At 67.6% G+C, this 25051-nt stretch carries 21 protein-coding genes and 1 pseudogene; 8 read left to right on the top strand and 14 right to left on the bottom strand.

The window, feature by feature from the left end:
* Positions 1 to 15: 15 nt before the first annotated feature.
* From LGN10_RS16360 to LGN10_RS16340, 5 genes and pseudogenes are all read right to left on the bottom strand, one after another.
* Entirely contained in the window at positions 16 to 891 is an 876-nt protein-coding gene (locus LGN10_RS16360; protein ID WP_226224265.1) for an amidohydrolase family protein, read from the bottom strand.
* Positions 888 to 1806, bottom strand: a pseudogene (locus tag LGN10_RS16355) (aldo/keto reductase). Before LGN10_RS16355 ends, LGN10_RS16360 begins: the two are co-directional and overlap by 4 nt.
* A 132-nt stretch (positions 1807 to 1938) precedes the next feature.
* Complete coding sequence (locus tag LGN10_RS16350) at positions 1939 to 2889, bottom strand: ABC transporter substrate-binding protein (RefSeq protein ID WP_059577823.1); 951 nt, start codon at positions 2887 to 2889, stop codon at positions 1939 to 1941.
* Between the two features lie 42 nt (positions 2890 to 2931).
* Positions 2932 to 3963, bottom strand: a complete 1032-nt coding sequence (locus tag LGN10_RS16345; RefSeq protein ID WP_059577820.1) for an ABC transporter permease — start codon at positions 3961 to 3963, stop codon at positions 2932 to 2934.
* The gene (locus LGN10_RS16340) at positions 3956 to 5500 is read right to left on the bottom strand and encodes a sugar ABC transporter ATP-binding protein (RefSeq protein ID WP_226224263.1); all 1545 of its coding nucleotides are present in this window, start codon (positions 5498 to 5500) and stop codon (positions 3956 to 3958) included. Before LGN10_RS16340 ends, LGN10_RS16345 begins: the two co-directional genes overlap by 8 nt.
* A gap of 233 nt (positions 5501 to 5733) precedes the next feature.
* On the opposite strand from LGN10_RS16340, the gene LGN10_RS16335 reads away from it, so the two are divergent.
* Positions 5734 to 6447, top strand: coding sequence for a FadR/GntR family transcriptional regulator (locus LGN10_RS16335; RefSeq protein ID WP_059577814.1), 714 nt, complete (start codon positions 5734 to 5736; stop codon positions 6445 to 6447).
* Positions 6448 to 6472: 25 nt separating this feature from the next.
* On the opposite strand, the gene LGN10_RS16330 is transcribed toward LGN10_RS16335, so the two are convergent.
* The gene (locus LGN10_RS16330) at positions 6473 to 7801 is read right to left on the bottom strand and encodes an MFS transporter (RefSeq protein WP_059577812.1); all 1329 of its coding nucleotides are present in this window, start codon (positions 7799 to 7801) and stop codon (positions 6473 to 6475) included.
* Positions 7802 to 8369: 568 nt separating this feature from the next.
* On the opposite strand from LGN10_RS16330, the gene LGN10_RS16325 reads away from it, so the two are divergent.
* From LGN10_RS16325 to LGN10_RS16300, 6 genes are all read left to right on the top strand, one after another.
* The gene (locus LGN10_RS16325) at positions 8370 to 9314 is read left to right on the top strand and encodes a helix-turn-helix domain-containing protein (protein WP_059577810.1); all 945 of its coding nucleotides are present in this window, start codon (positions 8370 to 8372) and stop codon (positions 9312 to 9314) included.
* A gap of 283 nt (positions 9315 to 9597) precedes the next feature.
* Positions 9598 to 11037: an APC family permease gene (locus tag LGN10_RS16320; RefSeq protein WP_059577807.1), complete on the top strand. Its 1440-nt coding sequence runs from the start codon at positions 9598 to 9600 to the stop codon at positions 11035 to 11037.
* 252 nt (positions 11038 to 11289) lie between these two features.
* Positions 11290 to 12735 (top strand): aldehyde dehydrogenase family protein, encoded by a 1446-nt coding sequence (locus LGN10_RS16315; protein ID WP_226224262.1) that lies wholly within the window; start codon positions 11290 to 11292, stop codon positions 12733 to 12735.
* A 63-nt stretch (positions 12736 to 12798) separates the two neighbouring features.
* On the top strand, positions 12799 to 14163 hold the full coding sequence (locus tag LGN10_RS16310) for an aspartate aminotransferase family protein (RefSeq protein WP_099318514.1): 1365 nt from the start codon (positions 12799 to 12801) through the stop codon (positions 14161 to 14163).
* A gap of 149 nt (positions 14164 to 14312) precedes the next feature.
* Positions 14313 to 14876: a cytochrome b gene (locus LGN10_RS16305; protein ID WP_059577799.1), complete on the top strand. Its 564-nt coding sequence runs from the start codon at positions 14313 to 14315 to the stop codon at positions 14874 to 14876.
* 188 nt (positions 14877 to 15064) lie between these two features.
* Positions 15065 to 16213 carry a porin gene (locus tag LGN10_RS16300; RefSeq protein ID WP_059577796.1) on the top strand — a complete coding sequence of 383 codons (1149 nt, stop codon included), beginning with the start codon at positions 15065 to 15067 and terminating at the stop codon, positions 16211 to 16213.
* 57 nt (positions 16214 to 16270) lie between these two features.
* On the opposite strand, the gene LGN10_RS16295 is transcribed toward LGN10_RS16300, so the two are convergent.
* On the bottom strand, positions 16271 to 17326 hold the full coding sequence (locus LGN10_RS16295) for a porin (RefSeq protein ID WP_059577793.1): 1056 nt from the start codon (positions 17324 to 17326) through the stop codon (positions 16271 to 16273).
* A 312-nt stretch (positions 17327 to 17638) separates the two neighbouring features.
* Between LGN10_RS16295 and LGN10_RS16290 the strand changes: the two genes are divergently transcribed.
* Positions 17639 to 18367: an IclR family transcriptional regulator gene (locus LGN10_RS16290; protein WP_059577791.1), complete on the top strand. Its 729-nt coding sequence runs from the start codon at positions 17639 to 17641 to the stop codon at positions 18365 to 18367.
* Positions 18368 to 18425: 58 nt separating this feature from the next.
* On the opposite strand, the gene LGN10_RS16285 is transcribed toward LGN10_RS16290, so the two are convergent.
* The 7 genes from LGN10_RS16285 to LGN10_RS16255 are packed head-to-tail and all read right to left on the bottom strand — an operon-like array spanning position 18426 to position 25048.
* Positions 18426 to 19913, bottom strand: a complete 1488-nt coding sequence (locus tag LGN10_RS16285) for an NAD-dependent succinate-semialdehyde dehydrogenase (RefSeq protein WP_226224260.1) — start codon at positions 19911 to 19913, stop codon at positions 18426 to 18428.
* Between the two features lie 53 nt (positions 19914 to 19966).
* Positions 19967 to 20299 carry an NIPSNAP family protein gene (locus tag LGN10_RS16280; RefSeq protein WP_059577785.1) on the bottom strand — a complete coding sequence of 111 codons (333 nt, stop codon included), beginning with the start codon at positions 20297 to 20299 and terminating at the stop codon, positions 19967 to 19969.
* A complete protein-coding gene (locus tag LGN10_RS16275; protein ID WP_226224258.1) occupies positions 20289 to 21917 on the bottom strand; it encodes a bifunctional 3-(3-hydroxy-phenyl)propionate/3-hydroxycinnamic acid hydroxylase in 1629 nt (542 codons plus the stop codon). The genes LGN10_RS16280 and LGN10_RS16275 overlap by 11 nt, the downstream gene beginning before the upstream one ends.
* The gene (locus LGN10_RS16270; protein ID WP_179231827.1) at positions 21914 to 22801 is read right to left on the bottom strand and encodes an alpha/beta fold hydrolase; all 888 of its coding nucleotides are present in this window, start codon (positions 22799 to 22801) and stop codon (positions 21914 to 21916) included. The genes LGN10_RS16275 and LGN10_RS16270 overlap by 4 nt, the downstream gene beginning before the upstream one ends.
* A gap of 27 nt (positions 22802 to 22828) precedes the next feature.
* Positions 22829 to 23434 (bottom strand): amino acid synthesis family protein, encoded by a 606-nt coding sequence (locus LGN10_RS16265; RefSeq protein ID WP_059577779.1) that lies wholly within the window; start codon positions 23432 to 23434, stop codon positions 22829 to 22831.
* A gap of 48 nt (positions 23435 to 23482) precedes the next feature.
* A complete protein-coding gene (locus LGN10_RS16260) occupies positions 23483 to 23998 on the bottom strand; it encodes a VOC family protein (protein WP_059577776.1) in 516 nt (171 codons plus the stop codon).
* 12 nt (positions 23999 to 24010) lie between these two features.
* Positions 24011 to 25048, bottom strand: a complete 1038-nt coding sequence (locus tag LGN10_RS16255; protein ID WP_059577773.1) for a WD40/YVTN/BNR-like repeat-containing protein — start codon at positions 25046 to 25048, stop codon at positions 24011 to 24013.
* Between the last annotated feature and the right edge of the window lie 3 nt (positions 25049 to 25051).

The following is a 25051-nucleotide window of genomic DNA, read 5'->3' as shown; positions in this document are numbered from 1 at the left end:
TCCTTTCGTTCGGGTTCATTCGTCGTGGCGTGCGGTGTCGATCCGGTAGAAGCGGCATGCATTGCCGCCGAAGAGGCCGTCCAGCGCCGCGGCGCCGAGCCACCGCGCGCAATCGTCCTCGCACGCGGCCAGCCATTCGCCGTAGCCGCCGCACGCCGACGCCAGCCGCAGCACCGGCCAGTCGCTGCCCCACATCAGGCGCGTCGGCCCGAACAGGTCGGCCAGTGCGTGGACATACGGCCGCGTGCGCGCCCGCACCACGTCCGGGCCGGCAGACGGCCCGGCCTCCGTCCAGAGGCCGGACAGCTTGCAATGAAGATTCGGCAGGCTCGCGAGCCGGCGCATCGCCGACAGCCACGGCTGCAATTCGCCGCGCTCGATGAACGGCTTCGCACCGTGATCGATCACGATCGGCAGATCGGGATGGCGTCGCGCGAACGTGTGCAGCGCATCGAGATGGCGCGGCATCACCAGCGCATCGAAACGCAGCGCGTGCTCGAGCATCGCGGCGACCGCGCGATCCAGCCGCGGATCGTCGATCCATGCGTCGTCGGGCAGATCCTGCAGCATCGGACGCAAGCCGCGCGCCTTCGGCGCGGCCGCAAATGCCGCGATCCGTGCCGCTGCGTCGTCGGCCTTCAGGTCGACCCAGCCGACCACGGCGCCGACCGTCGGGGTGTCGGCCGCGAGATCGAGCAGAAAGCGCGTGTCGGCTTCGCTCGGCAGCGATTGCACGAGCACGGTGGTGTCGATACGCGCGGCGTCGAGCAGCGGCGCCAGGTCGGCGGGGCCGAAATCCCGGTGAATCGCGTCGAGCTCGGCCGGCGGCCAGCAGCCGGCCCGCGCGCCGATTCGCCAGTAGTGCTGATGGGAATCGATGCGCACGGTCATGCACGTGCTCCCGGAAGCGGCGCGCGCGCGTCGATCAAGCCTTCGTCGCGCAACGCAGCCCACAGTTCGGCCGGCGCGGGGCGCTCGAGCCATTCGATGTTCTGCTTCAACTGCGCCACGCTGCGCGCGCCGATCACGCACGACACGACGGCCGGATGGCCGAACGGAAACTGCAAGGCGGCGGCGGGAAGCGGCACGTCGAAGCGCCTGCACAGCGCGCCCAGGCGCGTCGCCTTGTCGATCACGTCGGCGCTCGCGTCCGCATAGTTGAACTTGCCGTTGCCGGCGAGCACGCCGGAATTGAACACGCCGCCGATCACGATCGCCGTCCCGTCACGGGCGCACGCGTCGAGCAGCGGTTCGAGCGCCGTCTGTTCGAGCAGCGTGTAGCGTCCGGCCAGCAGCACGGCATCGAGCGCCGCTTCGTTCATCGCGTCGGCCGCGACTTCCCACTCGTTCACGCCAAGACCGAACGCGCCGATCTCGCCGCCCGAGCGCAGCGCCTCCAGCGCGCGAAACCCGCCGCCGCGTGTCAACTGTTCCCAGTAGTGCGCGTGACGATCGCCATGCGTCATCGCACCGATGTCGTGCACGTACAGCATGTCGATCCGCGCGAGCCCGAGCCGTTGCCGGCTGTCCTCGTACGAGCGCAGGATGCCGTCGTAGCTGTAGTCGTAGACGGGCCGAAACGGCAGCGGCTCGGCCCAGCCGTCGTCGCCCGGCCGCACGCTCGGGTCGGCGCGCATCAGCCGCCCGACCTTCGTGCTGAGCGTGAAGGCGCCGCGCGCGCGGGGCGAGCCCCGCGCCCACGCGCCGCTCGGACAGCGTGTAGCCGTAATACGGCGCGGTGTCGAAATAGCGCAGGCCGGCCGCCCACGCGGCGTCGACGAGCGCGGCCGCGTCGGCCGCCGACATCGGCCGATACAGGCCGCCGAGCTGCGAGCAGCCGAGACCGAGCGCGGACACCGTCAACCCGCTGCGGGGCAAGGTGCGCGTATCGTTCGCGTTCATGAGCGGCAACTCGATGCGGGAAAGCGGCACGGGCGATCAGTACAGGACATTCTTCGCCGCCTGCGAATCGAGGTTCTGCTTGTCGACCATCACGACGCCGGTATCGATCAGCTTCGGCGCGGGCTTGCGCTCGATCACGTCGAGCGCCGTGCGCACGCCCTGGTTCCCCATCTGCCACGAACCCTGCACGGCGATCGCCTGCACGGTGCCGTCGCGCACGAAGCCCTGCAGGTCCTCGTTGCCGTCGAAGCCGATCGCCACGACCTTGCCCGCCTTGCCCGACTGCTTCAGCGCGCGGCCCATGCCGACCGCGGTCGGCTCGTTCGCGCCGAAGATGCCCTTCAGGTCGGGGTTCGCCGACAGCACGTCGGTCGTCTGGTTCAGCGCGGTCGCCATTTGCGATTGCGAGTAGTACGGGCCGACGATCTGCAGCTTCGAATGGCTCTCGATGTACTTGCGGAACCCGCCGACGCGGCTGACCTCGGACCCCGCGCCCGGCACGTACGACATGATCGCGATCTTGCCGGACTGCCCGACGCGATCGATCAGCGCTTTCGCGCACAACGCGCCGGCCTTCTCGTTGTCGGTCGACAGGAACGCCTGGTAGTACGGCTTGCCGGCATCCGAGATGGCCGAGTCGATCAGCACGACGGGAATGTGCGCTTCCCACGCCTTCTTGATCGCGGGCACGAGCGCATCGGGATCGGACGGCGCGAGCACGATGCCCGCCACATGACGCGTGACCGCGTTGTCGACCATGTTGACCTGCCCGCTGATGTCGGACTCGGCCGCCGGCCCCTGGAACGTCATCGTGTAGCCCTTGGCGCCGTCGAGCGCCGCCTTCGCGCCTTTCTGAACGTTCTGCCAGTAGTTCGAATTGACCGTCTTGACGATCACGGCGATCTCGCCGCCCGCCGCATACGCGCCGCTGTTGCACGCCGCCGCGAACACGCACGCCGATGCCGCCAGCAGGATGGATTTGTTCATGTCTCGCTCCGCTTCTCGTTGGTAGGGACTGCTTGCCGCCGGTCAGGGCCGGCGATTGCGCAACTGGTCGATCCACACCGTGCCCAGGATCACGACGCCGATGATGATCTGCTGGATGAAGCTCGACACGCCGTTCATGTTCAGGCCGTTGCGCAGCACGCCGATCACGAACGCGCCGATCGCCGTGCCCGAAATCGTGCCGACGCCGCCCATCAGCGACGTGCCGCCGATGACCGAGCTGGCGATGGCGTCGAGTTCGTACATCACGCCCTCGTTCGGCTGCCCGGTGACGAGCCGCGACATCAGCACGCAGCCGGTCACGCCCGCGAGCGCGCCGGACAGCACGTAGGTGAACAGCTTCACGCCCTGCACGTTCACGCCCGACAGCCGCGCGGCTTCCGCGTTCGATCCGACCGCGTAGATATGACGGCCGAGCGACGTTCTCGACAGCAGCACGGACACCACGACGAACAGCACGACCATGATCACGACCGGATACGGGATGCCGGGAAACGTCGTGTCGGGGAAGCCGTCCGCGCCGATGCGCGAGATCCGCAGCAGCGCGCCGTTGCCGAGCGCGCCGAACGCGTCGCCGAGATCCGAGACGGGCCGCGCGCCCGTGATCTGCAGCGCGATGCCGCGCGCGACGAGCATCATGCCGAGCGTCGCGATGAACGGCGGCAGGCCCATGCGCGTCACGCAGATGCCGTTGACGAGCCCGCATAGCGCACCGACCAGGATGCCGGCCGCCATCGCGGCAGGCACCGGCACGCCCGCCTTGACGAGCAGCGCCGCGCACACGCCGGCCAGCGCGAGCACCGAGCCGACCGACAGGTCGATGCCGCCGGTGATGATCACGCAGGTGGCGGCCACGCCCAGATAGGCGATGGACGTGACCTGCAGGCCGACGGTCATCAGGTTGTCGACCGAGAAGAACGCCGCGCTCGATATCGAGAACGCGAACACGAGCACGACTAGGCTGCCGAGCGCCGCGAATTTCTGGATCAGGTCGCGCCGCCGCTGTCGCGCCGCCCGCTCGTCGGCCTGGCTTCGATCGGATGTCATTTCAAGCATGGGAACGTCCCGACGCGTAGTGCATGATCTCCTCCTGACTGGTGTGTTTCGTGTCGAGCAATGCGGTCATTCGACCTTCGTGAAAGACGGCGATCCGGTCGGTCATGCCGAGCAGTTCGGGCAATTCCGAGCTGATCAGCACGACGCCGACGCCATCGGCGGCGAGCCGGTCCATCAGCCCGTAGATCGCGAATTTCGCACCGACGTCGATGCCGCGCGTCGGCTCGTCGAAGAACAGGATCTTCGAGCCGCGGTACAGCCATTTGCCGATGACGACCTTCTGCTGGTTGCCGCCGGACAGGTTGCGCACGCGCTGGTGCACGGACGGCGTGCGAATCGCGAGGTCCTGCACGTAGCGGCGCGCCACGTCGAGCTCGTCGTCGAAGCGCAGGAATCCGAAGCGCGACGCGATGCCGCGCACGTTCGCGAGCGTGAGGTTCGCCGTGACGGGCATCGGCAGCGCGAGCCCCTCCTTCTTGCGGTCCTCCGACAGATACGCGATGCCGTGCCGGATCGCCTCGCGCGGCGAGCGGATCGTCACGGGCCGGCCGTGCAGCGCGATCGTGCCGCCGTCCGGGCGATCCGCGCCGAAGATCGCGCGGGCGATCTCGGTGCGTCCGGCACCCATCAATCCCGCGAAACCCAGGATCTCGCCGCGGCGCAGCGCGAACGACACCGGTCCGAACACGCCGTCGCGGCGCAGGTCCCGCACGTCGAGCAGCACGTCGTCCGTCGGCGCCGACTGCCGCGACGGATAGGCGTCGTCGAGCGTGCGTCCGACCATGCGCGCGACGATGTCGTCGATGCTGACGTCGGCGAAATCGTCCGTCGAGATGTGGCGTCCATCACGCAGCACGGTCACACGATCGACGATCTGCGCCATTTCGTCGAGCCGGTGCGAGATATACAGAATCGCCACGCCGTCGGCGCGCAGTTCCTCGATGATGCGAAAGAGCTGCACCGTTTCCGCTTCCGTCAACGACGACGTGGGTTCGTCCATGATCAGCACGCGCGCATCGAGCGACAGCGCCTTCGCGATCTCGACCATCTGCTGCTGCGCGATGGACAGCACGCCGACCTTCGTCGTCGGCGCGACGTTCAGGCCGATTCGCGCGATGCAGCGCGCCGCATCCGCATTCATGCGTTTCGCGTCGACGAACGGCCCGCGCAGCGGCTCGCGTGCGAGGAACAGGTTCTCCGCCACGCTCAGGTGCGGGACGAGATTGAGCTCCTGGTGAATGATCGCGATGCCGGCCGCCTGCGCTTCGGAAGCCGAACGAAACCGCACCGGCGCGCCGCGATAGTGAACGACGCCCTCGTCGGGCAGGTACTGGCCGCTGATGATCTTCATCAGCGTGGATTTGCCCGCGCCGTTTTCGCCGCACACCGCATGCACCTCGCCGCGGCGCAAGTCGAGGCGAATGCCGTCGAGCGCGACGACGCCCGGAAAGCGCTTGCGAATCCCTTCCAGGCGCAGGATCTCCCGGTCCGCTTCGTCCTGTGCGGCCTGACCGGGCAGATTGCGAGGCATTGCCATTGCGTCTCCTTGAGGCGGATCGACCTCGGCTTCGCCTGGTCAGTCCAATTTGGATGAATTACAGCAATCAAACCCGTTTTGGTCAAGCCAATTTATCTATTTCAATCTGATCTTACCAATGGTAAAAACCCGGACACCCGGCTGAATGAGCCGCTGCATGGGGCGATGAGGCAGGCGTGATAGACTCCGCGACACGCGCTTGTGCCGAGAGCGCATTGACCTCAATCGATCGAATGAAATCGACAGAACCCAAGCGGCTTTACCAATCGGTCGCGGCCCAGATCGTCGCGTTGATTCGCCAGGGCGAATTCGCGATCGGCGAGCGGCTGCCGCCGGAGCGCGAGTTGGCGCTGACGCTCGGCGTATCGCGTCCGTCGCTTCGCGAGGCGCTGATCGCGCTGGAAATCGGCGGCCAGATCGAAATCCGGATGGGCTCCGGCGTCTATGTCCGCGACACGGCGGCCGACGCCGTCGGCCCGATGGCCACGCTCGGCGACAGTCCGTCGGAATTGATGCAGGCCCGCGCGGCCGTCGAAGGCAGCGTGGCAGCGCTGGCCGCCGCACGGATGACGGCCGCGATGCTCGAACGCCTGCGCCGCACGGTTCAGCGCATGAAGCGGCTCGCGGAGGCCGGCAAATCGCCCGTCGAGGCCGACCGGCAATTCCACATGCTGATCGCGGAAGCCGCCGGCAATTCGGTGCTCACGCGCTTCGTCGGCGAGCTGTTCGACAGCCGCCACGACCCGATCGCGGCCGCCATGCGCGGCCACGCGGAAAATCCGCAGACGTGGACCGCCGCCGTGCGCGAGCACGAGGACGTGCTGCTCGCGCTGCAGGCCGGCGATCCGATCGCGGCCCAGACGGCCATTCGCGCGCATCTTCGCGCGTCCGAAGCGCGGTGGATCGAGGGCGGGCTGAAAGCCGAGCCGGATTCGGAGCCGGATTGACCGGCGCACGGGCGCCGGCAACGCGCTATTCAACGCCCTGCAACGCTGCCCGATCGCTCGCCGTGCGGCGCGGCGGCAGCGTGCGCGGCACTAGGCTCGTCACCAGCACCGAGCCGACCACCAGCAGCCCCGCGACCACGCCGAACCCGGCATACGGCGCGCCGGTACGCACGAACAGGGCACCGACCAGCCACGAACTGAACGCGCCGCCGAGCGAACCGAGCATGCTGATCACCGCGATGCCCGCCGCCGCCGCGCGGCCGGTCAGTTGGGCCGCCGGAATCGTCCAGAAAACGATCGGCACGGTGAATGCGCACAACTGCGCGATCGCAAGCAAGGTCACGGTGATCCAGACGTGGCCGACCGAGAAGCGCAGAAGCAGCAAACCGCACGCGGTGACGAGCATGCAGGCCACCGTATGCCATCGGCGCTCGCCGTATCGGTCGGAACTCCATGCGATCGCCACGTTGCCGATCATCGTGAATACGGAAATCAGTCCGGACAACCAACCGATTCCGGAGACGCTCGACACCCCGGCCGCCTTCAGCACCGTGGGCGACCAGAACGTCACCGTCCCCATCCCGACGTAGACGCAGAAATAGATCGCGGCAAGCCCGAGCACGCGACCGTTGCGAACGATGTCGAGCACGCGGGCCCCATCATGGCCGACCACTGCCGCGGCCCGATCCGCGTCGAGATCGCGCAACAGCGCCCGCCGATCCGCAGGCGACAGCCATGCCGCCTGTTCCGGCCGGTCGCTCAGCATCAGCAGCGCAACCAGCCCGAGCGCGATGGCCGGCAATCCCTCGATCAGAAACAGCCACTGCCATCCGCGCATGCCCATCGCGTCCTGCATGTGCGCCATGATCCAGCCGGACAGCGGCCCGCCGATCATGCCGGCGACCGGCACCGCGAGCAGCAGCACGCTGTTGACACGGGCGCGCACCGTATCCGGAAACCAGTACGACAGGTACAGGATCAGGCCCGGAAAGAAGCCGGCCTCGGCGGCGCCGAGCAGAAAGCGCACCACGTACAGCGACACGCTGCCGGTCACGAACATCTGCGCCACCGTGCAAAGCCCCCACAGCACCATGATTCGCATGAGCGTGCGGCTCGCGCCGATGCGCGCGAGCACCAGATTGCTCGGCACCTCGAACGCGGCGTAACTGATGAAGAAGATCGCCGTCGCGGAGCCGAATACGGCTTCGCTCAAGCCGAGGTCCTGCAGGAACTGCAGCTTGGCGAACCCGATGTTGACGCGATCGACGAAGTTGACGACGTAGCAGAGGAACAGAAACGGAATCACGCGCAGCGCGATCCGGCGATACAAGACGGCAGGGGGTGACTCGGACATGGACCGCTCCCGGTATGTGGACATGCGTCGGCCGTCGCGTGGGTTGCTCGCGGCCGCCGTCGGTGGCGCCGCCACGCGTTGCGCGCACAGAGGCTGCGCGAAGCGTCGCGAGGGAATTATACGAATCTCACAATTCGGGATTCATTGGTAGTTAACACGAGAAAACGCCTCGGACGCTAACCGTGTCATGCCTCCAACCCACATTCGTCAGATTTTTAAGAAAGCACCGGGTCAATGCTCATCCAATCGCTGCTTTGCCCTTACTGCAAGGTCTCACGTCGCACCCTATGTAAACCCCACCATAAAGATAAATTCAATCCCCTATAATGAGATTTGCAAAAACATCCTTCAAGCGAGTGCCGATCGGGTTTCGATCGCGTCACCCGGTGTTTTTTTCTGGATATGATCGTCGGCGGGACTAGCCGCGTGGCACGGCGCCTTCGGAAGCCGTCCATCCGGGCGAGTCCAGTCGACCCGCGCGCATGGCGCGAGCGCGCTGCCCGCGCCCGGGCAACATGGGCCGGCTTCGGCCGGCATCGAATTTCAGACGGAATGCGTTAGCCACACCATGAACCTGCACGCTGAAACACTGTGCTTCTCCGATGTGTTCCTCCATTCCCAGGCGATCGTGAACTGGTCGCAGCACTACGACCAGATCAGTCCGGGCACCGCCACGACCACGCTGCGTCAGGTCGCCGGCCAGCGTTTCCACGTCTTTCGCGAACGCATCAACCAGCGCGTGATGCAGCACGGCCTCGCGCCGCGCGGCCGGCTCTGCTTCGCGCTGCCGATCGCCAGCGCGGTCGCGCCCGTGGTCCAGGGTCGCACCGTCGAGCGACCGAGCCTGCTGACCTTGCGCGGCGGCGAGGAATTCGTCGCCCACCTGCCGTGCGACACCGAGGTGCTCGCCTTCACGATCGACCGCACGCTCACCGCCGATCGCGAACTGGACGAACTCGCGAACCTGCCCGCCCGCATCCTGAAGCAGCCGGTGCTGCCGATCTCGCCCGCACGCTACGGCAATGCGCTGGACGGCCTCGAGCGCGTGCTGCGCCAAGCGCTCGACGGCGACTCGCTCACCGCGCGCGATGCGTTCGACGAACGCGTGCTCGCGCACAGTGTGGTCGGCATCCTGCTCGACCTCGTGCAGCCCGACGACCCGGATGCCGGTGCGCTGCCGTCGGCGTCGACGCAAAGCTACATCGTTCGCCGCAGCCAGGAAATCGCGCTGGAGTGCGACGACGTGCCGACGGTCATCGATCTCTGTCACCACCTCCGAATCAGCCGCCGCACGCTGCAATACAGCTTCCAGAACGTGGTCGGCACCACGCCGACCGCCTACCTCCGCTCGATCCGGCTGAACGCGGTGCGGCGCTTCCTGATGACGACGCCCGAGACGATGCGGATCGGCGACGCGGCAGCGCAATTCGGCTTTTGCCATTTCGGGCGTTTCTCCGCGTATTACCACCAGCATTTCCACGAGTTGCCGTCGCACACGCCGCGGCTGAGCTGAGCGCACCGCACGCGCCGCCTCATCCGGGTAATCCCCTGCCGCGTGGTGCATGCGGATTGCCGATAACGGACAACGCCCGTGTTTTCGGCACCGTAAATTTTGTCGTCGGCTCCGCTCGCATGCCCGCTGCACCGCATGGAGCGGCCGTCCAAGCGCATACCCGTGTCGTCGATGAACGTCGGCAGCGATTGCCGGCTCGTCAGCATCGGCGCGCGGCACGGGGATATCGATCAGGCATGCCGGTGTCGATTCCTGACGGACGATCCGGCCAGCGGGACTACTCATGAACGAATCGTCACCCCGGTCCGAAGCGGGGCTCGGCAAGAACGCCGTCGGACTTTCACACATCGTTTTCTTCGTCGTCGCCGCGGCCGCGCCGCTCACCGCGATGGTCGGCGCGACGCCCGCGGCGTTCTCGCTCGGCAACGGCCCCGGCGTGCCCGGCGTCTTCGTGCTGGCGGGCGTCATGTACCTGATCTTCAGCATCGGCTATGCGGCGATGAGCCGGCACATCTCCAATGCGGGCGCATTCTATGCCTACATCGCGAACGGGCTCGGGCGCCCCGCCGGCGTGGGCGGCGCGTTCGTCGCGATCGTCGCGTACAACGCCGTGCAGATCGCGATCTACTGCATGTTCGGCTTCTTCCTGAACGACAGCATCCAGCGGCACTACGGCGTCGACGTGCCGTGGTGGGCATTCGCGCTCGCATGCGTCGTCGCCGTGCACTTCTGCGGTGCGCGACGCATCGAGTTCAGCGGCCGGCTGCTCGGCATGCTGATGATCGGCGAGATCGCGATCGTGATGCTGCTCGATCTCGCGATCATCGCGCACGGCGCGAGCGCCGGCGGCTTCAGCGCGAAACCGTTCAGCCCGGCAATGGTGTTCGCGCCCGGGCTCGGCACCGCGCTCGTGTTCGTGCTCGGCTCGTACATGGGCTTCGAGGCCACGGCGATCTTCTCCGAGGAGGCGCGCGACCCGAAGCGCACGATTCCGCGCGCCACGTACGTGGCCGTGATCCTCATCATGGCGTTCTACGCGCTGTCGTCGTGGGCGATCGTCGAGGCCTGGGGCGAGCGCGCGATCGCCGCGCAGGCCGCACGCGATCCGGCCAACCTCTGGTTCGCCGTCAGCGGTCGACTGCTCGGCGGCATCGCGACGGACGCGATGAACGTCCTGCTCGTCACGAGCCTGTTCGCGGCCATCCTGTCGTTCCACAACACGATCACGCGCTATTTCTACGCGATGGGCCGCGAACGCGTGCTGTGGCGCAAGCTCGGCCATACGTGCCCCGTGCATCGTTGCCCGGACGTCGCCGGCAAGGTGCAGACGCTGATCGCGCTCGCGGCCATCGCCGGATCGGCGGCCTTTCGCCTCGACCCGTTCGCGGTCGTGTTCTCGTGGATGAGCGCGCTGGCCACGATCGGCATCATCGCGGTGCAGATCCTGGTGGCGGCCTCGGTGATCGCGTTCTTCGCGCGCGACCATCGGGACGCCAGCCTCGTGCACCGCCTGATCGCGCCGCTCGTCAGCGTGATCGCGCTCGGCGCCTGCCTCGTGCTGGTCGTGCGCAACCTGTCGGTGCTGAGCGGATCGGATTCGACCTTCGTCGCGATGTTTCCGTATTTCCTCGCCGCCGTCGGCGCGCTCGGCATCCGCGCCGCGCTGCGGTTGAAACGCAGCGACCCCGACCTGTACCGCGCACTCGGACGCGCCGTCCAATAACCGCCGCCCGGACGGTGCCGCACCGCCGTCCCGTCGCCGCCCCGACGCTTTCCCGCCGCCCACGCGCCATGCGACGTGTCGCGCCGGCACGGGTATTCCCTATCCCGATCGCGCCGCAACGGTTGCCGATAGCGGACAAGGCGCGCGATTCCATCGACATACAGTAAAGGCGACGTCGAAGCAGCACGGCGGCGGCCGCCCCCGCCGCCGCCCCGTTCCGCCCGACGATTCGCCCCTGGAAACACGGACACCATGATGAAAATTCAGAATCTGATCGACGGCAGGCATTGCGACGCAGCGGCCGGCCGCACCTTCGACAAACTGGCGCCGGCGACCGGCGACTACGTGGCCGCCGTGCCCGCATCGACCGCCGAGGACGTCGATCGCGCGGTGCGCGCCGCGCACGCGGCGCTGCAAGACGACGCCTGGGCGCGCGCGGGCGGCGCGGCCCGCGCCCGCTGGCTGCTTCGGCTGGCGGACCTGGTCGAGCGCGACGCCGATGCGCTGACGGAATTGCTGGCCGTCGAACAGGGACGTCCGCTTGCCGAGATGCGCATGATGGACCTCCCGATGTGCATCGACACGCTGCGCTACTTCGCCGGCTGGGCCGACAAGCTCGAGGGCCGCACGATTCCGACCGACGGCTTCATGGGCCGCCCGACGCTCAGCTACACGCGGCGTGCGCCGGTGGGCGTCGCCGGTCTGATCATCCCGTGGAACGCGCCGTTGATGATCGCCGTGTGGAAGCTCGCGCCGGCGCTGGCGGCCGGCTGCCCGGTGGTCGTCAAGCCGTCGGAGGACACGCCGCTGGCCGTCGCCCGGCTCGGCGAACTCGTCTGCGAAGCCGGCCTTCCCGCCGGGGTCGTCAACATCGTCCACGGCGTGGGCGCGGAAGTCGGCGCCGCGCTGGTCGCGCACCCGCTCGTGAGCAAGATCAGTTTCACCGGCAGCACCGAAGTCGGCCGCGCGATCGCGGGCGTGGCAGCAAGGACCTTCAAGCGCGTCACGCTGGAACTCGGCGGCAAGGCCGCGCAGATCGTCTTCGCGGACGCCGATCTCGACCGTGCGATTCCGTCGCTGATGGCCGGCATGTTCGCGAACCAGGGGCAGACGTGCGCGGCCGGCTCGCGCGTGCTCGCGCACCGCTCGATCGCCCAGGCGCTCGAAGAACGGCTTGCCGACGCGGCCCGGGCGATGCGCGTCGGTCCGCCATCGGAGCCCGGCGTGCAGATGGGCGCGCTCATCAACCCGCGGCACCTCGCACGCGTGCGAGCGCTCGTCGACGGCGCGCTCGCCGAAGGGGCGGTGATGCTCGCCGGCGACGAACAGGTGCCGCCGCGCGGGTGCTTCATGCGCCCGACGATTCTGGGCGGCGTCCATCCGGGCATGCGGATCGCCCGCGACGAGGTATTCGGCCCGGTCGGCATGGTCATGCCGTTCGACACCGAGGACGACGCCGTTCGCATCGCCAACGACACGCCGTTCGGTCTGTCCGCCTCGGTGTGGACGCAGGACGTCGGCACCGCGCACCGCGTCGCCGAACGGCTCGACGTCGGCGCGGTCGCGATCAACGCGTGGAGCCCGATCGACGCACGCCTGCCGTGGGGCGGCACCAAGCAAAGCGGGATCGGGCGCGACCTGTCGAAGGCCGCGCTCGATGCGTACCTCGAGGAAAAGATCGTCACCGCAGCCCTGTGACCCGACGGCGCGCACCGCGCCACAACCCTGTTCAAGCACTTCGCAAGAGAGACGAGAGACACCATGGACTATCAAAAGCGTCAAAAACGATTCTGGCACCCGATGAGCTCGGCGGCCGCCGGGCATACGACTCCCACCGTGATCATCGCGCGCGGCGACGGCAACTACGTGTACGACGTCGAGGGCCACCGCATGCTCGACGGCGTGGGCGGCCTGTGGAACGTCAACGTCGGGCATAACCGGCCGGAAGTGAAAAGCGCGATCGCCCGGCAGATGGACGAACTGTCGTACTACCAGACCTTCGACGGCGTCGCCCATCCGCGCGTCTACGATCTGGCCGACCGCCTGTGCGCGATGTTCGCGCAGGAGGACATGCAGCGGGTCATGTTCGGCAGCGGCGGGTCCGACGCGATCGAGACCGCGCTCAAGATGGCGCGCCAGTACTGGGTCGCCGCGGGCGAGCCGTCGCGCACGAAATTCCTGTCGCTGCGCAACGGCTATCACGGCGTGCACATGGGCGGCACGTCGATTGGCGGCAACGGCGTCTACCATTACAATCACGGCCCGCTGCTGCCCGGCTGCGTGCTGCTCGACACGCCGTGGCTCTATCGCAATCCGTGGAATTGCGACGATCCGCAACAGCTCGTCGAGCACTGCATCCGGCAGATCGAGGAAACGATCGCGTTCCACGGCCCGCAGACCATTGCCGCGTTCGTCGCCGAACCCGTGCAGGGCGCCGGCGGCCTGATCGTCCCGCCGGCCGATTACTGGGCTCGCGTGCGCGCCGTATGCGACCGCAACGGCATCCTGCTGATCGCGGACGAGGTGGTCACCGGCTTCGGCCGCACCGGCAGCCTGCTCGGCAGCCGCGGCTGGGGCGTCGCCGCCGACATCCTGTGCGTCGCCAAGGGCATTTCCGCCGGCTACGTGCCGCTCGGCGCGACGCTGTACAACGGGCGGATCGCCGACGCGATCGAACATGGGGCGGGCTTCTCGCACGTGGTCATGCACGGCTATACGTACAGCGGCCATCCGCTCGCCTGCGCCGCGTCGCTCGCGGTGCTCGACATCGTCGAGGCCGAGGATCTGCCGGGCAATGCGGCGCGGGTCGGCCAGCGCCTGCTCGAGCAATTGCTGCCGCTGAAGGCAGACTTCGAGACCGTCGGCGACGTCCGCGGCAAGGGGCTGATGCTGGCGCTCGACCTGGTGACCGACAAGGCCAGCCGCACGCCGCTCGATCCGGGCAAGGGGTTCGCCGCCCGCGTGGCAGATGCCGCGCGCCGGCGCGGCGTCCTGGTCCGCGCGATCGCGAACAAGGTCGTGATGTCGCCGCCGCTGACGCTGCGGCAGGACGAAGCCGACTTCATCGCGGTGACGCTGCGCGAAGCGCTGCAGGAATGCTGCGCGGATTCGCTGGCGATCGCCTGAGCGCGAACCGGCCCGGCGCACGGGCTTTTCGTCGAAGGTTCGTGCGCGTCGCCGTCCGGCTTCGGTTCGACGACGATCGCCGCGGGGCGCCGAAGTCGACGATCGGCATCCCGCCTGTTCCCGTTTCGTTTTAAAGGAAGACAAGTCAAATGGAAAACCGGGCCGTTGCATTCACGGTGGAGAAATACCCGCTCGCGCTTCGACTGCTGCACTGGGTCAGGGCGATCCTGATCGGCGCGCAGCTCTGGACCGGCTGGACGATGGTCCGGCTCGACGACAACCTGCCGGCCAAGTTCGACTGGTACTACCCGACGCACAAGGAATTCGGCGTGCTCACGCTGCTGGTGGTCGTCACGCAACTGGCAATCCGTTCGATGAAGCCGTTGCCGCCGCTGCCTTCGACCCTGCCGACGCTCGACCGCAAGCTCGCGAAGATCGGCCACTACCTGCTGTATGCGCTGGCGATCGTCGTGCCGCTGATGGGTTATTCGATGTCGAGCACGTTTACGCAGAGCGACGGCGTGCCGTTCTTCTTTTTCCGCGTACCCGAGCTGCTGCCGAAGAACGACCACTGGTTCGAGGCGTTTCAGTGGTTGCACAGGACGCTCGCCTACACGCTGCTCGCGCTCGTCGTGCTGCATGTGCTCGGCGCGCTGAAGCACCGATTCTTCGACCGCAACCCGGAAAACGACGTGCTGCGGCGAATGCTGTAACGCCGCCACGCGGAAACCTCGCGCCCGGTGAGCTTCCGCATCCGGTCCGCCCGATCGCGGCGGGCCGATCTTCTTCACCATAAATATTTCGTTTTACTAACGACAAGCGGACCCGCCGCACGCGTCCGGCGCCGTCGCACGCCGTCGGAAACCGCGCCGCGTGGGCCGCCCACACCTGGAGATCGACGATGAAAAAGATAATGGCGGCCGTATCGGCCGCGAGCGCCATGGGTTTCGGCCTGACGGCCCATGCGCAAGGCACGGTGACGCTGTACGGCCTGATCGACGAGGGCGTCAATTTCACGAGCAACGCGGGCGGCAGCCACGCTTACCAGATGGTCAGCGGCGATACCGTCGGCAGCAACTGGGGCCTGAAAGGGACCGAGAACCTCGGCGGCGGGCTGAGAGCGCTGTTCCAGCTCGAGAACGGTTTCAACGCGAGCACCGGTGCGCTCGGGGTCACGTCGCGGATGTTCGGCAGGCAGGCCTACGTCGGGCTCGATTCCGATCGGTTCGGCACGCTGACGTTCGGCCGCCAGTACGATCCCACGCTCGACATATGGAGCCCTTTCACGGCCACCGGAAACTGGCTCGGCGACTTCGGCGCGCATCCGTACGACAACGACAACGCCGACTGGGACTACCGCATCCAGAACAGCATCAAGTACGTGTCGCCGATGTACGGCGGCTTCAAGGGCGAAGTGCTGTACGGGCTCGCGAATCAGGCGGGCGGCTTCGCGCGGAACCGCGTGTACAGCGCCGCCGTGCAGTACCAGGCGGGCGCATTTTCCGCTGCCGTCGCGTACCTGAAGGCCGACAATGGCGGCGCAACCGCGGGCGGCGCGTTGTCGAGCGACGATACGGTTTTCAGCGGCCGCTCGCAGCAGAACATCGATGCCGGCGCATCGTACAAGTTCAGCGACAAGCTGACGCTGTCCGCCGCGTATTCGCATGTCGACGTGACCAACCCGGAATTGAATCTCTACTTCGCGAACCAGCCGGCGGCAGGCTCGCAGCACGCGTGGAAATTCGACAACTTCGAGGTCAACGGCCAGTATTTCTTCCGGCCGGACGTCTGGCTCGGCGCGGCCTATACCTACACGCATGCACATGTCGCGACGGCGGCGGGCGATGCGTCGCCGAGCTGGCACCAGCTATCGATGATGCTCGACTACGATCTCAGCAAGCGGACCTCGACGTACATTCAGGGCGCGTATCAGCATGCAACCGGCAATACCGGCACCGACTTCGACTACGCACACGTGCTCGGCACGGCCGGGCAGTCGTCGGGCCGCAATCAGCTGGCGTTGCGCGTCGGGATGATGCATCGCTTCTGAACCCGGCGGACCACACGGGCTCGCAGCGTGCGCGGCAGCCCGTGCTTTCCCGAACCGTCAGAACTGATGCCGCACGCCGAGCCGAACCGCCGTCTGCGCCGCACCGGACGCCGGCCCGCCAAGCGCCGCTTCGACCTGGGCGCCGTAAGCACCGTCGTGCCCGCGTGCGAATACCGCGTACAGGCCCGTACGTTTCGACAGCGAATAGTCGGCGCTCAACGTGACCTGATTGGCCGAGCCGACGTCGCCGCCGCGCTGCTGGTACTGGAACCCGCCGCCCAGTTGCAACGACGGCGTGACGGCATAGGTCAGCCCGGCGTCGCAAGTGGTGGCCCGCAGCGGCGCGGCGGCACTGATCCGCACGTCCGACACCATGCCGAAGACGCGGAGCGGACCGACGTTGTAGCCGGCCCCGACCGAGAAATTGCGCAGATTGCCGCCGGCGGTCACGTCGTGCTGGCCGAAATAAGCGAGGGCGGCACTGAACGCGCCCTGTGCGTAGGACAGCATCGCGCTTTGCACGCTGCCGCGCGCGACCGTCCCGGGCACGTTGCCGAACCCCCACATGCCGCCGAACGACAATCCGCCGAATGACGGGCTCACGTACTTCACCGCGTTGTTCACCTGGACGCCCCATACACGGTTGTCGAGCGCGCCGCCCGCCGACGCGTTCGCCGGCAAGCCCCACGCGAGCAGGCCGGCCGGCGTGTTCGCACCGATCGCGAACGCCGGCAGGAGATCGCCGACGAAATCGAACTGCCGCCCGAGCGTCACGGTCCCCCAGTCGCCACCGAGCCCGACGTACGCTTGCGAACTGAACGCGGAGCCCGGCACGGTCAGCGCGCCGTCTGACGTCTGGAACTGGCTTTCGAGCCGAAACACCGCGTAGCCGGCACCGCCGAGATCCTCCCTGCCCGTCAGGCCCCACACGTCGTTGCGCGACACGCCGGCCTGCAACGCGACCTGACGCCCGCCATGCGGGGCGGACGCCACGTCGCTCGTATAGGTCACGCCCGTGTCCAGCGAACCGTAGAGCGTCACGCTCGATTGCGCGAACGTCGGTGCGACGGTTCCGCAGCCGCATAAAGCCATCATCCGAAACCACCCTTTCATCGTCTTCTCCTCATCGAAACTTCCCGGCCGATGCGCGCGCGATCCGACCGGCTCGGCGGCAACCTCGACCGGGTGCGATTTCTTCCATTAAAATAGGAATCCATATCATTCAAGGTGAAACGATCCTCCCCGACGCGGCCGGCCCGCACCGCGCCCATTCGCCGCCGTGGTCCCGGTCGCCGCCCGCACGACATAAGTTAGACTACGGCCTGTCGCCCGCGGCGGCGCATGCCGTGCCGCACCCCGGCAGCCCGCAGCGCGTGCGTCCTTCCCGTTCCATTGCCGCAAGCCGTCTGAATCCCGGATCACGTCATGTCGAGCCTCACCAAAATGCTGTCCATCCTCGACGTCTTCTCTTCGTCCGCGACGTCGATGACCGCCGAGGAAATCGCCGAACACATGGGCTTTTCGCGCACCACGTGCTATCGCTACGTGAAGGAACTGGCGTCCGTCGGCCTGCTCGTCGGCACCAACGGCCGCTATACGCTGGGCCCGCGCATCATCCATCTCGACTACAACATGCGGCAGTCGGACCCGACGCTCACCGCCGCGAAACCCGTCATCCAGAAACTGGTTCAGGTCACCGGCGGCGATGCGCTCGTCTCGACGCTGTTCGACGAGCAGATCATCAACGTGATGCACGAGACCGGCGCCGAGAATCTGCAGTTGGGCTTCGGCCGCGGCCGCATCATGCCGTTGTTCCAGGGCGCGTCGTCGAAGGTGATCGTCGCCGCGATGTCGCGCGCGCGGCTGAAGCGCCTGCACGAACGGCACAACGCCGAGCTGGGCGAGTTCGCCGCCGACTGGACGCAGTTCTGGCGCGCCTGCCAGCAGATCGTCGAGGCCGGATACTGGATCTCGCGCGGCGAGCTCGACGCCGGGTTCGTCGGCATCGCCGCACCGATTCGCACGGCCAGCAGCGGCGACGTCAACAGCAGCCTGTCGCTGATCTTTCGCGCCGAACACTTCGCGCTGTTCGACGAACACGTACTCGGCAAGCTCCTGATCGACGCCACCGCACGGATCGGCGACGCCACCTGAGCATTCGCGCGGCATCGCATCGCGAACGATGCCGCATCCGAAACGCCCACGTGCGCGGTCAGTTCATCTGCGTGATGAACTTGGTGACCAGGTAGCCGTCGAACGTCTCCGTTCCGCCCTCGCTGCCGAAGCCGCTGTCCTTCACGCCGCCGAACGGGATCTCCGCCGGCCCCATGCCGAAGTGATTGATGTTGACCATGCCGGCTTCGAGCGCACGGCCGATCCGGTGCGCATGGCGCGCCGACGTCGTGAACGCGTACGACGCGAGGCCGAACGGCAAGCGGTTGGCTTCGTCGAGCGCATCGTCGAGCGCGTCGAACGGCACGATCCCGACGATCGGCCCGAACGGCTCTTCGTTCATCAGCCGCGTATCACGCGCCGGCCCCAGCACGACCGTCGGTGCGAAATAGTGCCCCGGCCCCGCCGTCGGCAGGCGCGCCCCGCCTGCGGCAATCTCCGCCCCTTTTGCCTTCGCGTCGGCGACGAACGCGTCGATCTCGGCTACGCGTCGCGCATGCGCAAGCGGCCCCATCGTGGTCGCCTCTTCCAGCCCGTAGCCGACGCGGATCTTGCCGACCGCCTCGAGATATGCGGCGACGAACCGGTCGAACACCGGGCGCTGCACGAAAAAACGCGTCGGCGATACGCAGACCTGCCCGGCGTTGCGAAACTTGTATGCGGCCAGCATCGTCGCCGCGCGTTCGACGTCGGCGTCCGCACAGACCAGCACCGGCGCATGGCCGCCTAGTTCCATGGTCATGCGTTTCATGTGCGACGCGGCAAGCGCCGCCAGTTGCTTGCCGACCGGCACCGAACCCGTGAACGAGATCTTGCGCACGAGCGGCGACTCGATCAGTTGCCTGGACACGTCGGCCGGCACGCCCCAGACGATGTTCAGGCAGCCCGCGGGTAATCCGGCGTCGTGGAAGATGCGCGCGAGCGCGACGATCGCGCTCGGCGATTCCTCCGGCCCTTTCAGCACCAGCGTGCACCCGGACGCAAGCGCCGCCGCGATCTTGTGCATCGCCTGGCTGAACGGGAAATTCCACGGCGAGAACGCCGCGCACACGCCGATCGGTTCGCGCAGCACCGTCTGGGCGACGTCCGGGGAGCGCGACGGCACGACGCGGCCGTACGTGCGACGTCCTTCCTCCGCGTGCCATTCGAGCTGCTCGGCGGACGACACGACCTCGGCGATCGCCTCGCGAAGCGGCTTGCCCTGGTCCATCGTGATGTGACGTCCGATCGCGTCGGCGCGCTCGCGCACCAGCGCAGCCGCGCGGCGCAGGATGTCCGAGCGCGCGAGCGGCGACTCGCGGCGCCACGTCGCGAACGCGCGATGCGCGGCGCGCACCGCGGCGTCGATATCGGCCGGCGTCGCATGCGGCAGGTCGCCGAGCACGTCGCCGGTGCCCGGATCGAGAACGGGCTGCGTGCGCCGGCCGTCGGCCTGAAAGAACCGGCCGTCGATATACAGATGGAGCGACGCGTAATCGCGCCGCACATCGGGTGCTATGTGGGAGGTCAAGGGCGTAAACGGAATCAAGACGGATACCTCGGTAGAAACTGCACGATGGGCCGGGCAACGCGACGATCGCATCACGCGGCCGATGGCGGTGCGCGCAGCAGGCCGCCGATTTCCTGTCGGAGGATCTGGTTTTCCTGCCGGACGAGCAGATGCCGGACCTTGCCGCGAAACGTCCTGAATTCGGGATCGGCCATCAGCACCGCACGACGCCGGGCACGATCGTCCAGCGAATCGAACGCCCACAGATAGACGAGCTGGTTCAGCGGTCCGATCTCCGTCGCGAAACACCCGACCATCGTGCCGAGCGCGTGCTCCTGCGGTGCGCGACCGCATTCCGCGTACAGCCGCAGATACTCGGCGACGCCGCCCGGCACCAGCGTGTACGTGCGTTGCTCAACAAACATGCGCGCTCTCCCGTTGTCGCGCCGCAAACGCGTGGAATGCCGCGGTCACGCCCGCCATGCCGGCCGCGTCCGTCTGCGCCGCCACATAGCGGTCCGGACGGACGACGACGAGCGGCCCCGCGTGCCTGTCGAACCATTCGGCCATCGCGTTGTCGACGTCCTCGACGCACTCGCTGCCGTGCGCGCTCGCGATGCGCTGCTCGCGGCACTTTCCGCTGCGCGAACGGACGATCTGCACGAATTTCGCGCCCAGCGCGGCCCAGAACGCGCGATCGTCGTCGCTCAGGCACGCCTGTGGGTCGCATCGCCAGCCGATGACCGAAAACCACGGGCCGAGCACGTCGTCGAGCTTGCGACGGGCGCCGTCGGCCGTTTCGACGTCGGGCTGGACGATCATGCGCCCGACGGCGCCCGACGCGCCGGTGACCACGATCCCGTGCGTATAGCTCGGCATCGGCTTGAAGCGCATCTGCAGCACGTAATCCTTCAGGCCGGGCGCATGGCGCGCGAGCCCGAGGAACCGGTCGCGCAGGAACGCGACCAGACGGCTGGTCGGCATCAGCATCGCGCCGAAGGTGTCCGCGAGATCGATCATCGCCTTCGCGTGATCGCGGCGCTCCGATTCGTACGTCGAGATCACGCTCCGGTGCAACGTGCCGTTCACGACCCCCGCGAGCTTCCATGCGAGATTGCCCACGTCGCGCAGCCCCGCGTTCAGCCCCTGGCCGATCCACGGCGGGCTCAGGTGGGCGGCGTCGCCGATGAGCGCCACGCGTCCGGCGACGAAACGTTCGGCCACGCGAGAGTGATGCGTGTAGGTGCGCGCACGCACGATCTCGATGCGATCGACGTCGTCGACGTACGGTTCGATCAGCGCGCGGATCGACTCCGGTTGCGCGATCGCCGCTTCGTCCTCGTGCGGAAACACGAGAAATTCCCAGCGTCGGTAGTTGAACGGCAGATAGATGCAGACGTTCGGGCGTCGCGGGTCGCAGTTCAGCGCGGTACACGGCTGGTCGAGCTGCGCGTTCTTCACGTCGACCACGACCCATTTGATCGGATGCGTCGTACCGGCCAGCCTGATGCCGAGCATCTCGCGCACGGGGCTGCGTCCGCCGTCGGCCGCCACCACGTAGTCGGCATCGAGTTCGTATTGCCGCCCGTCGGCGGCACGCACCTGAAGCGTCACGCCTTCGTCGTCCTGCTCCAGGCCGACCACCTCTTCGCCCGTGCGCAGGGACACGTGCGGATAGCGCGCCAGCGCGTCGCGCAGCGTACGCTCGGCCAGGTGCTGCATGAAGATGTTGCGTCGCCACCAGCCGAACTCGCGTATCGACGGACGGATGTCGGCGAAACATTCGCCGTTCGCCTTGAACATGCGCAGCGGCACGTTCTGGATGATGTCGCGGCTCAGCTCGTCGGCCAGACCGGCCGTCTGAAACAGCCGCAGCGCCTCGTCGTCGATGCCGACCGCACGCGGGAACTCGACGATCCGCGCCTCGCGTTCGACGACGATCGTATCGACGCCATACAGGCCGAGCAGGTTGGCCATGGCCGCACCATTCGGCCCCGCGCCGACGATGGCGACCTTGGTCCGGTTCCGGTTGTTCGCTTTCATTCGCCGGCGCCTCCCGCGCGCCATGCGGCGTCGTCGAGACGATCGAGCCAGGTGCGCAGCGCGTGATTGAATGCATCGGGCCGATCGTCGTGCACGTAATGCGTCGCGCCGGGTATGTCGATCCGTTCGATCTCCGCATTGGCGGCCGCCATTTCGGCCGCCACGTCCGCGGACAGGAAATCCGAGTCTCCGCCGCGCAACAACAACGTGGGCACGTGCAGATTGAGGATCAGCGGCCAAAGATGGACGAGTTGCGCCGGTGTCGCGGCCAGCCGGGCCGCCGCGATCCCTTGCGCGTCGTGCCGCCATACGATCCGGCCGCGCGCGTCCGCCTTCAGCGAGTGTGCGAGGCGCGAGTCGAGCGCGGATTCCGCGACGTTCGGCCGCTGGCGTCGCCAGAACGCGCGCGCGTCGTCCCACGACGCGAACGCGTCCGGCGTGTCCCGCAGCTCGCGCTTGATGCGCTCGGAACCCGGCGATCCGGCCGACGCACCGGGGCCCATGTCCTCGATCACGAGACCGGCGAGCCGCTCCGGTCGTGCCGCCGCGTAGACGAACGCGTTGGCCCCGCCCATCGAGTGCCCGGCCAGCACGAACCGTCGCAGGTCGAGCGCCCGCACCAGCGCGTCGAGATCGCGCACGTAGGCCGCCGCGTAGTAGTCCCGCCGAGGATCCCAGTCGCTCAGCCCGCGCCCGCGCTGATCGAGCGCGACGACCCGGTAGCGGTCGACCAGCGCATCGGCGACGCTCGCCCAGGTATGCGCGTAACTGCGCAAGCCGTGCAGCATCACCACGGCCGGCGCATCGTCACGCCCCCAGCTCACGTAGTGCAGCCGCAATCCATCGTTGTCGATCCATCCATCCCTGGCGGATGCCGCGTTCATCATGTGCTCCCCGGCCGGCATGCGCGATCAGACCAGACCGTCGCGACCGACGATCTCGCTCGCCTTCAGGCCGCCGAGCCGCGCATGCAGCCGGCCGCGCGTCGCGAACGCGAAGATCACCAGCACTTCGTCGTCGTTGGGCGCATCGGGAAACAGGCACGTCACCGTGTCGTAGTGCGAGCGCACGTAGAGCGCATCCTTGTGCGCGAGCGGCACGTCGATCACCGTATTGATCGGGCCGCGCTTGCCGCTCGACGGCACCCACGCTTTCCCGCCGCCCAGCGCCGCCCGGATCGGCTCGGCGAAGATCGACGTGAGGAACGCGTTGCCGTGTTCGTATTCGCCGGCCGAGCCGACCAGGCAGGCCTTGCCGTAGCTCTCGATCGCGCGGCCGGCGGCGAGCGATTCGATGCGTCGCGCGAATTCCTTGCCGAGCGCGGGCGACGGGCGCACGAGATCGTCGAGGTTTTCGCTGAATCGTCCCGCGTACGGGTTGTGAACGGCCGCGGCGATCACGATCTTGCGCAGCGGCTCGCCATCCGCGAGCTGGCCGGTTTCGTTCGCGAGCGAATCCTCGATCTGCGTGTACCACTTGCGGATATGAAAGCCTTCGAAATTGGCGGTCTTGCTCATCAGTATTCCTTTATAAAACGTCGATGATGCGGATTGAGACGCGGCGCTTCAGTCGAACAACGGTTCGAGCTGGAACGGATCGCTCGGCGCGTTGTATCGATGCAGCACGCGCTTGCCCTCTTCGTCGTCCGTGACGGTCTCGCAGAAGAATTCGAGCCGGTTGCCGTCGGGGTCCGTGAAATACACGCCGATCCCGACCTTGTGATCGGTGATCTTGACGATCGGCACGCCGCGGCGAAGCAGCATCCCGTACAGGCGACGCAATTCGGTCAGCCCGCCGGCGATCTCGAGGCCGTAGTGCTGCAGGCCGATCGTGCCGAGCTCCGCATCGGACGCCGCGCGAATCAGCGCGATGTCGTGGTGCTTCTGGCCGAACGACATGAACACCCACTGCTCGCCGCGCGCGGTTTCCGTCATGCCGAGCACCTCGGCGTACCACGTGCTCGAACGGACGGGGTCGCGCACGAACAGCGACAGGTGCGTGCGCTGCACGCGCGGCGTCGGCAGCGGCAGGCCGCTCGCGTTCGCGCGCTCGGCGTGTTGCCGGATATCGGACGGTGTCATCGTTCGCTCCGCTCAGTGGGTCGACTGCGCGTGGGCGGCCAGCGGCGCCTCGAACGGCGTCCACGCCACCGCCGTGATCTCGCTGAAATCGCGCCATTCCTTGATCCAGTTCCGGCCGCCGTCGCTCGAACGGAACAGGTGCCCATACTTGGTGCCCGCATAGACGAGCGCCGGCCGGGCCGCATGCACGCCGAACGCCCAGAACGTGGAGTTCGGCGGCGTGTGCAGGTCCATCTCGCGCCACGCGTGGCCGCGATCGGCCGAGCGGTAGATTCGGCTGCGGGTGCCCGGCGTGCCGTCGCCGATCGCCATCAGCAGGTCGCCTTCCGGCTCCGGCAGTTGTACGACGGTGCGCGTGTAGTACAGCCCGTCGAAGCGGTCGCGCGACAGCTTGCCGTCCCAGGTCCGGCCGTCGTCCTCGCTCACGTACACGGCGTTGACCGTCAGCAGCACCGTGGTCTTCGGCCGGTCTTGCGCGGCGGGCAGCACGGCGATCGCGTGAATGTCGCTGTTGCGGATCGCGCTGCCGGGGCCGTCCACGCGCGCCCAGCTCGCACCGGCATCCCGGCTGCGCCACGCGCCGCCCTCCTCCACGCCGTACCAGACGTTGCTGCTGTCGTCCGAATCCACGCAGATCGTCAGCAGCCGCGGACGGTTGACGCCCGAGCAGAACTCCGGCAGCTCGGGGGCCGTTCTCGCCCAGGTCAAGCCCGCGTCGCTCGACTTGTAAAGCGCGGCACGCGACGGCGCGCCGGTGCCGGCATAGAGCACCGCCGGGTTCGCCGGATCGATCGCGATGGACCAGACCGTCTGCCCGTTCAGCAGGTTGTCCGGCCGAAACCAGTGCGCGCCGCCATCCTCGCTGATGCACAGCCCCGAATCGGCGCCGGCATAGACGCGCGACGGCGTCGCGGGATCCACCGCGAGCGAGCGCACGATGCCGTCGAACTCGATCGGTTCGGCGAGCCCGAGGCGATGCCAGGTCTTGCCGTCGTCGTTCGAGCGCAGGATGCCTTGCCCCGCGGTGGCGACCAGTACGGTTGCGGTCATGAA

It is taken from the genome of Burkholderia sp. AU32262 (genome assembly GCF_020419985.1).
In the GTDB taxonomy this organism is placed as follows: domain Bacteria; phylum Pseudomonadota; class Gammaproteobacteria; order Burkholderiales; family Burkholderiaceae; genus Burkholderia; species Burkholderia semiarida.
Note: the sequence above shows the minus strand (reverse complement) of the source record. Positions and strands in the feature narration are given on the sequence as shown.

Excerpts from the sequence above, each read along its gene's own strand:
- LGN10_RS16360 (WP_226224265.1), bottom strand. The coding sequence starts at position 891 with ATGACCGTGCGCATCGATTCCCATCAGCACTACTGGCGAATCGGCGCG.
- LGN10_RS16350 (WP_059577823.1), bottom strand. The coding sequence starts at position 2,889 with ATGAACAAATCCATCCTGCTGGCGGCATCGGCGTGCGTGTTCGCGGCG.
- LGN10_RS16345 (WP_059577820.1), bottom strand. The coding sequence starts at position 3,963 with ATGCTTGAAATGACATCCGATCGAAGCCAGGCCGACGAGCGGGCGGCG.
- LGN10_RS16340 (WP_226224263.1), bottom strand. The coding sequence starts at position 5,500 with ATGGCAATGCCTCGCAATCTGCCCGGTCAGGCCGCACAGGACGAAGCG.
- LGN10_RS16335 (WP_059577814.1), top strand. The coding sequence starts at position 5,734 with ATGAAATCGACAGAACCCAAGCGGCTTTACCAATCGGTCGCGGCCCAG.
- LGN10_RS16330 (WP_059577812.1), bottom strand. The coding sequence starts at position 7,801 with ATGTCCGAGTCACCCCCTGCCGTCTTGTATCGCCGGATCGCGCTGCGC.
- LGN10_RS16325 (WP_059577810.1), top strand. The coding sequence starts at position 8,370 with ATGAACCTGCACGCTGAAACACTGTGCTTCTCCGATGTGTTCCTCCAT.
- LGN10_RS16320 (WP_059577807.1), top strand. The coding sequence starts at position 9,598 with ATGAACGAATCGTCACCCCGGTCCGAAGCGGGGCTCGGCAAGAACGCC.
- LGN10_RS16315 (WP_226224262.1), top strand. The coding sequence starts at position 11,290 with ATGATGAAAATTCAGAATCTGATCGACGGCAGGCATTGCGACGCAGCG.
- LGN10_RS16310 (WP_099318514.1), top strand. The coding sequence starts at position 12,799 with ATGGACTATCAAAAGCGTCAAAAACGATTCTGGCACCCGATGAGCTCG.
- LGN10_RS16305 (WP_059577799.1), top strand. The coding sequence starts at position 14,313 with ATGGAAAACCGGGCCGTTGCATTCACGGTGGAGAAATACCCGCTCGCG.
- LGN10_RS16300 (WP_059577796.1), top strand. The coding sequence starts at position 15,065 with ATGAAAAAGATAATGGCGGCCGTATCGGCCGCGAGCGCCATGGGTTTC.
- LGN10_RS16295 (WP_059577793.1), bottom strand. The coding sequence starts at position 17,326 with ATGAAAGGGTGGTTTCGGATGATGGCTTTATGCGGCTGCGGAACCGTC.
- LGN10_RS16290 (WP_059577791.1), top strand. The coding sequence starts at position 17,639 with ATGTCGAGCCTCACCAAAATGCTGTCCATCCTCGACGTCTTCTCTTCG.
- LGN10_RS16280 (WP_059577785.1), bottom strand. The coding sequence starts at position 20,299 with ATGTTTGTTGAGCAACGCACGTACACGCTGGTGCCGGGCGGCGTCGCC.
- LGN10_RS16275 (WP_226224258.1), bottom strand. The coding sequence starts at position 21,917 with ATGAAAGCGAACAACCGGAACCGGACCAAGGTCGCCATCGTCGGCGCG.
- LGN10_RS16270 (WP_179231827.1), bottom strand. The coding sequence starts at position 22,801 with ATGAACGCGGCATCCGCCAGGGATGGATGGATCGACAACGATGGATTG.
- LGN10_RS16265 (WP_059577779.1), bottom strand. The coding sequence starts at position 23,434 with ATGAGCAAGACCGCCAATTTCGAAGGCTTTCATATCCGCAAGTGGTAC.
- LGN10_RS16260 (WP_059577776.1), bottom strand. The coding sequence starts at position 23,998 with ATGACACCGTCCGATATCCGGCAACACGCCGAGCGCGCGAACGCGAGC.
- LGN10_RS16255 (WP_059577773.1), bottom strand. The coding sequence starts at position 25,048 with ATGACCGCAACCGTACTGGTCGCCACCGCGGGGCAAGGCATCCTGCGC.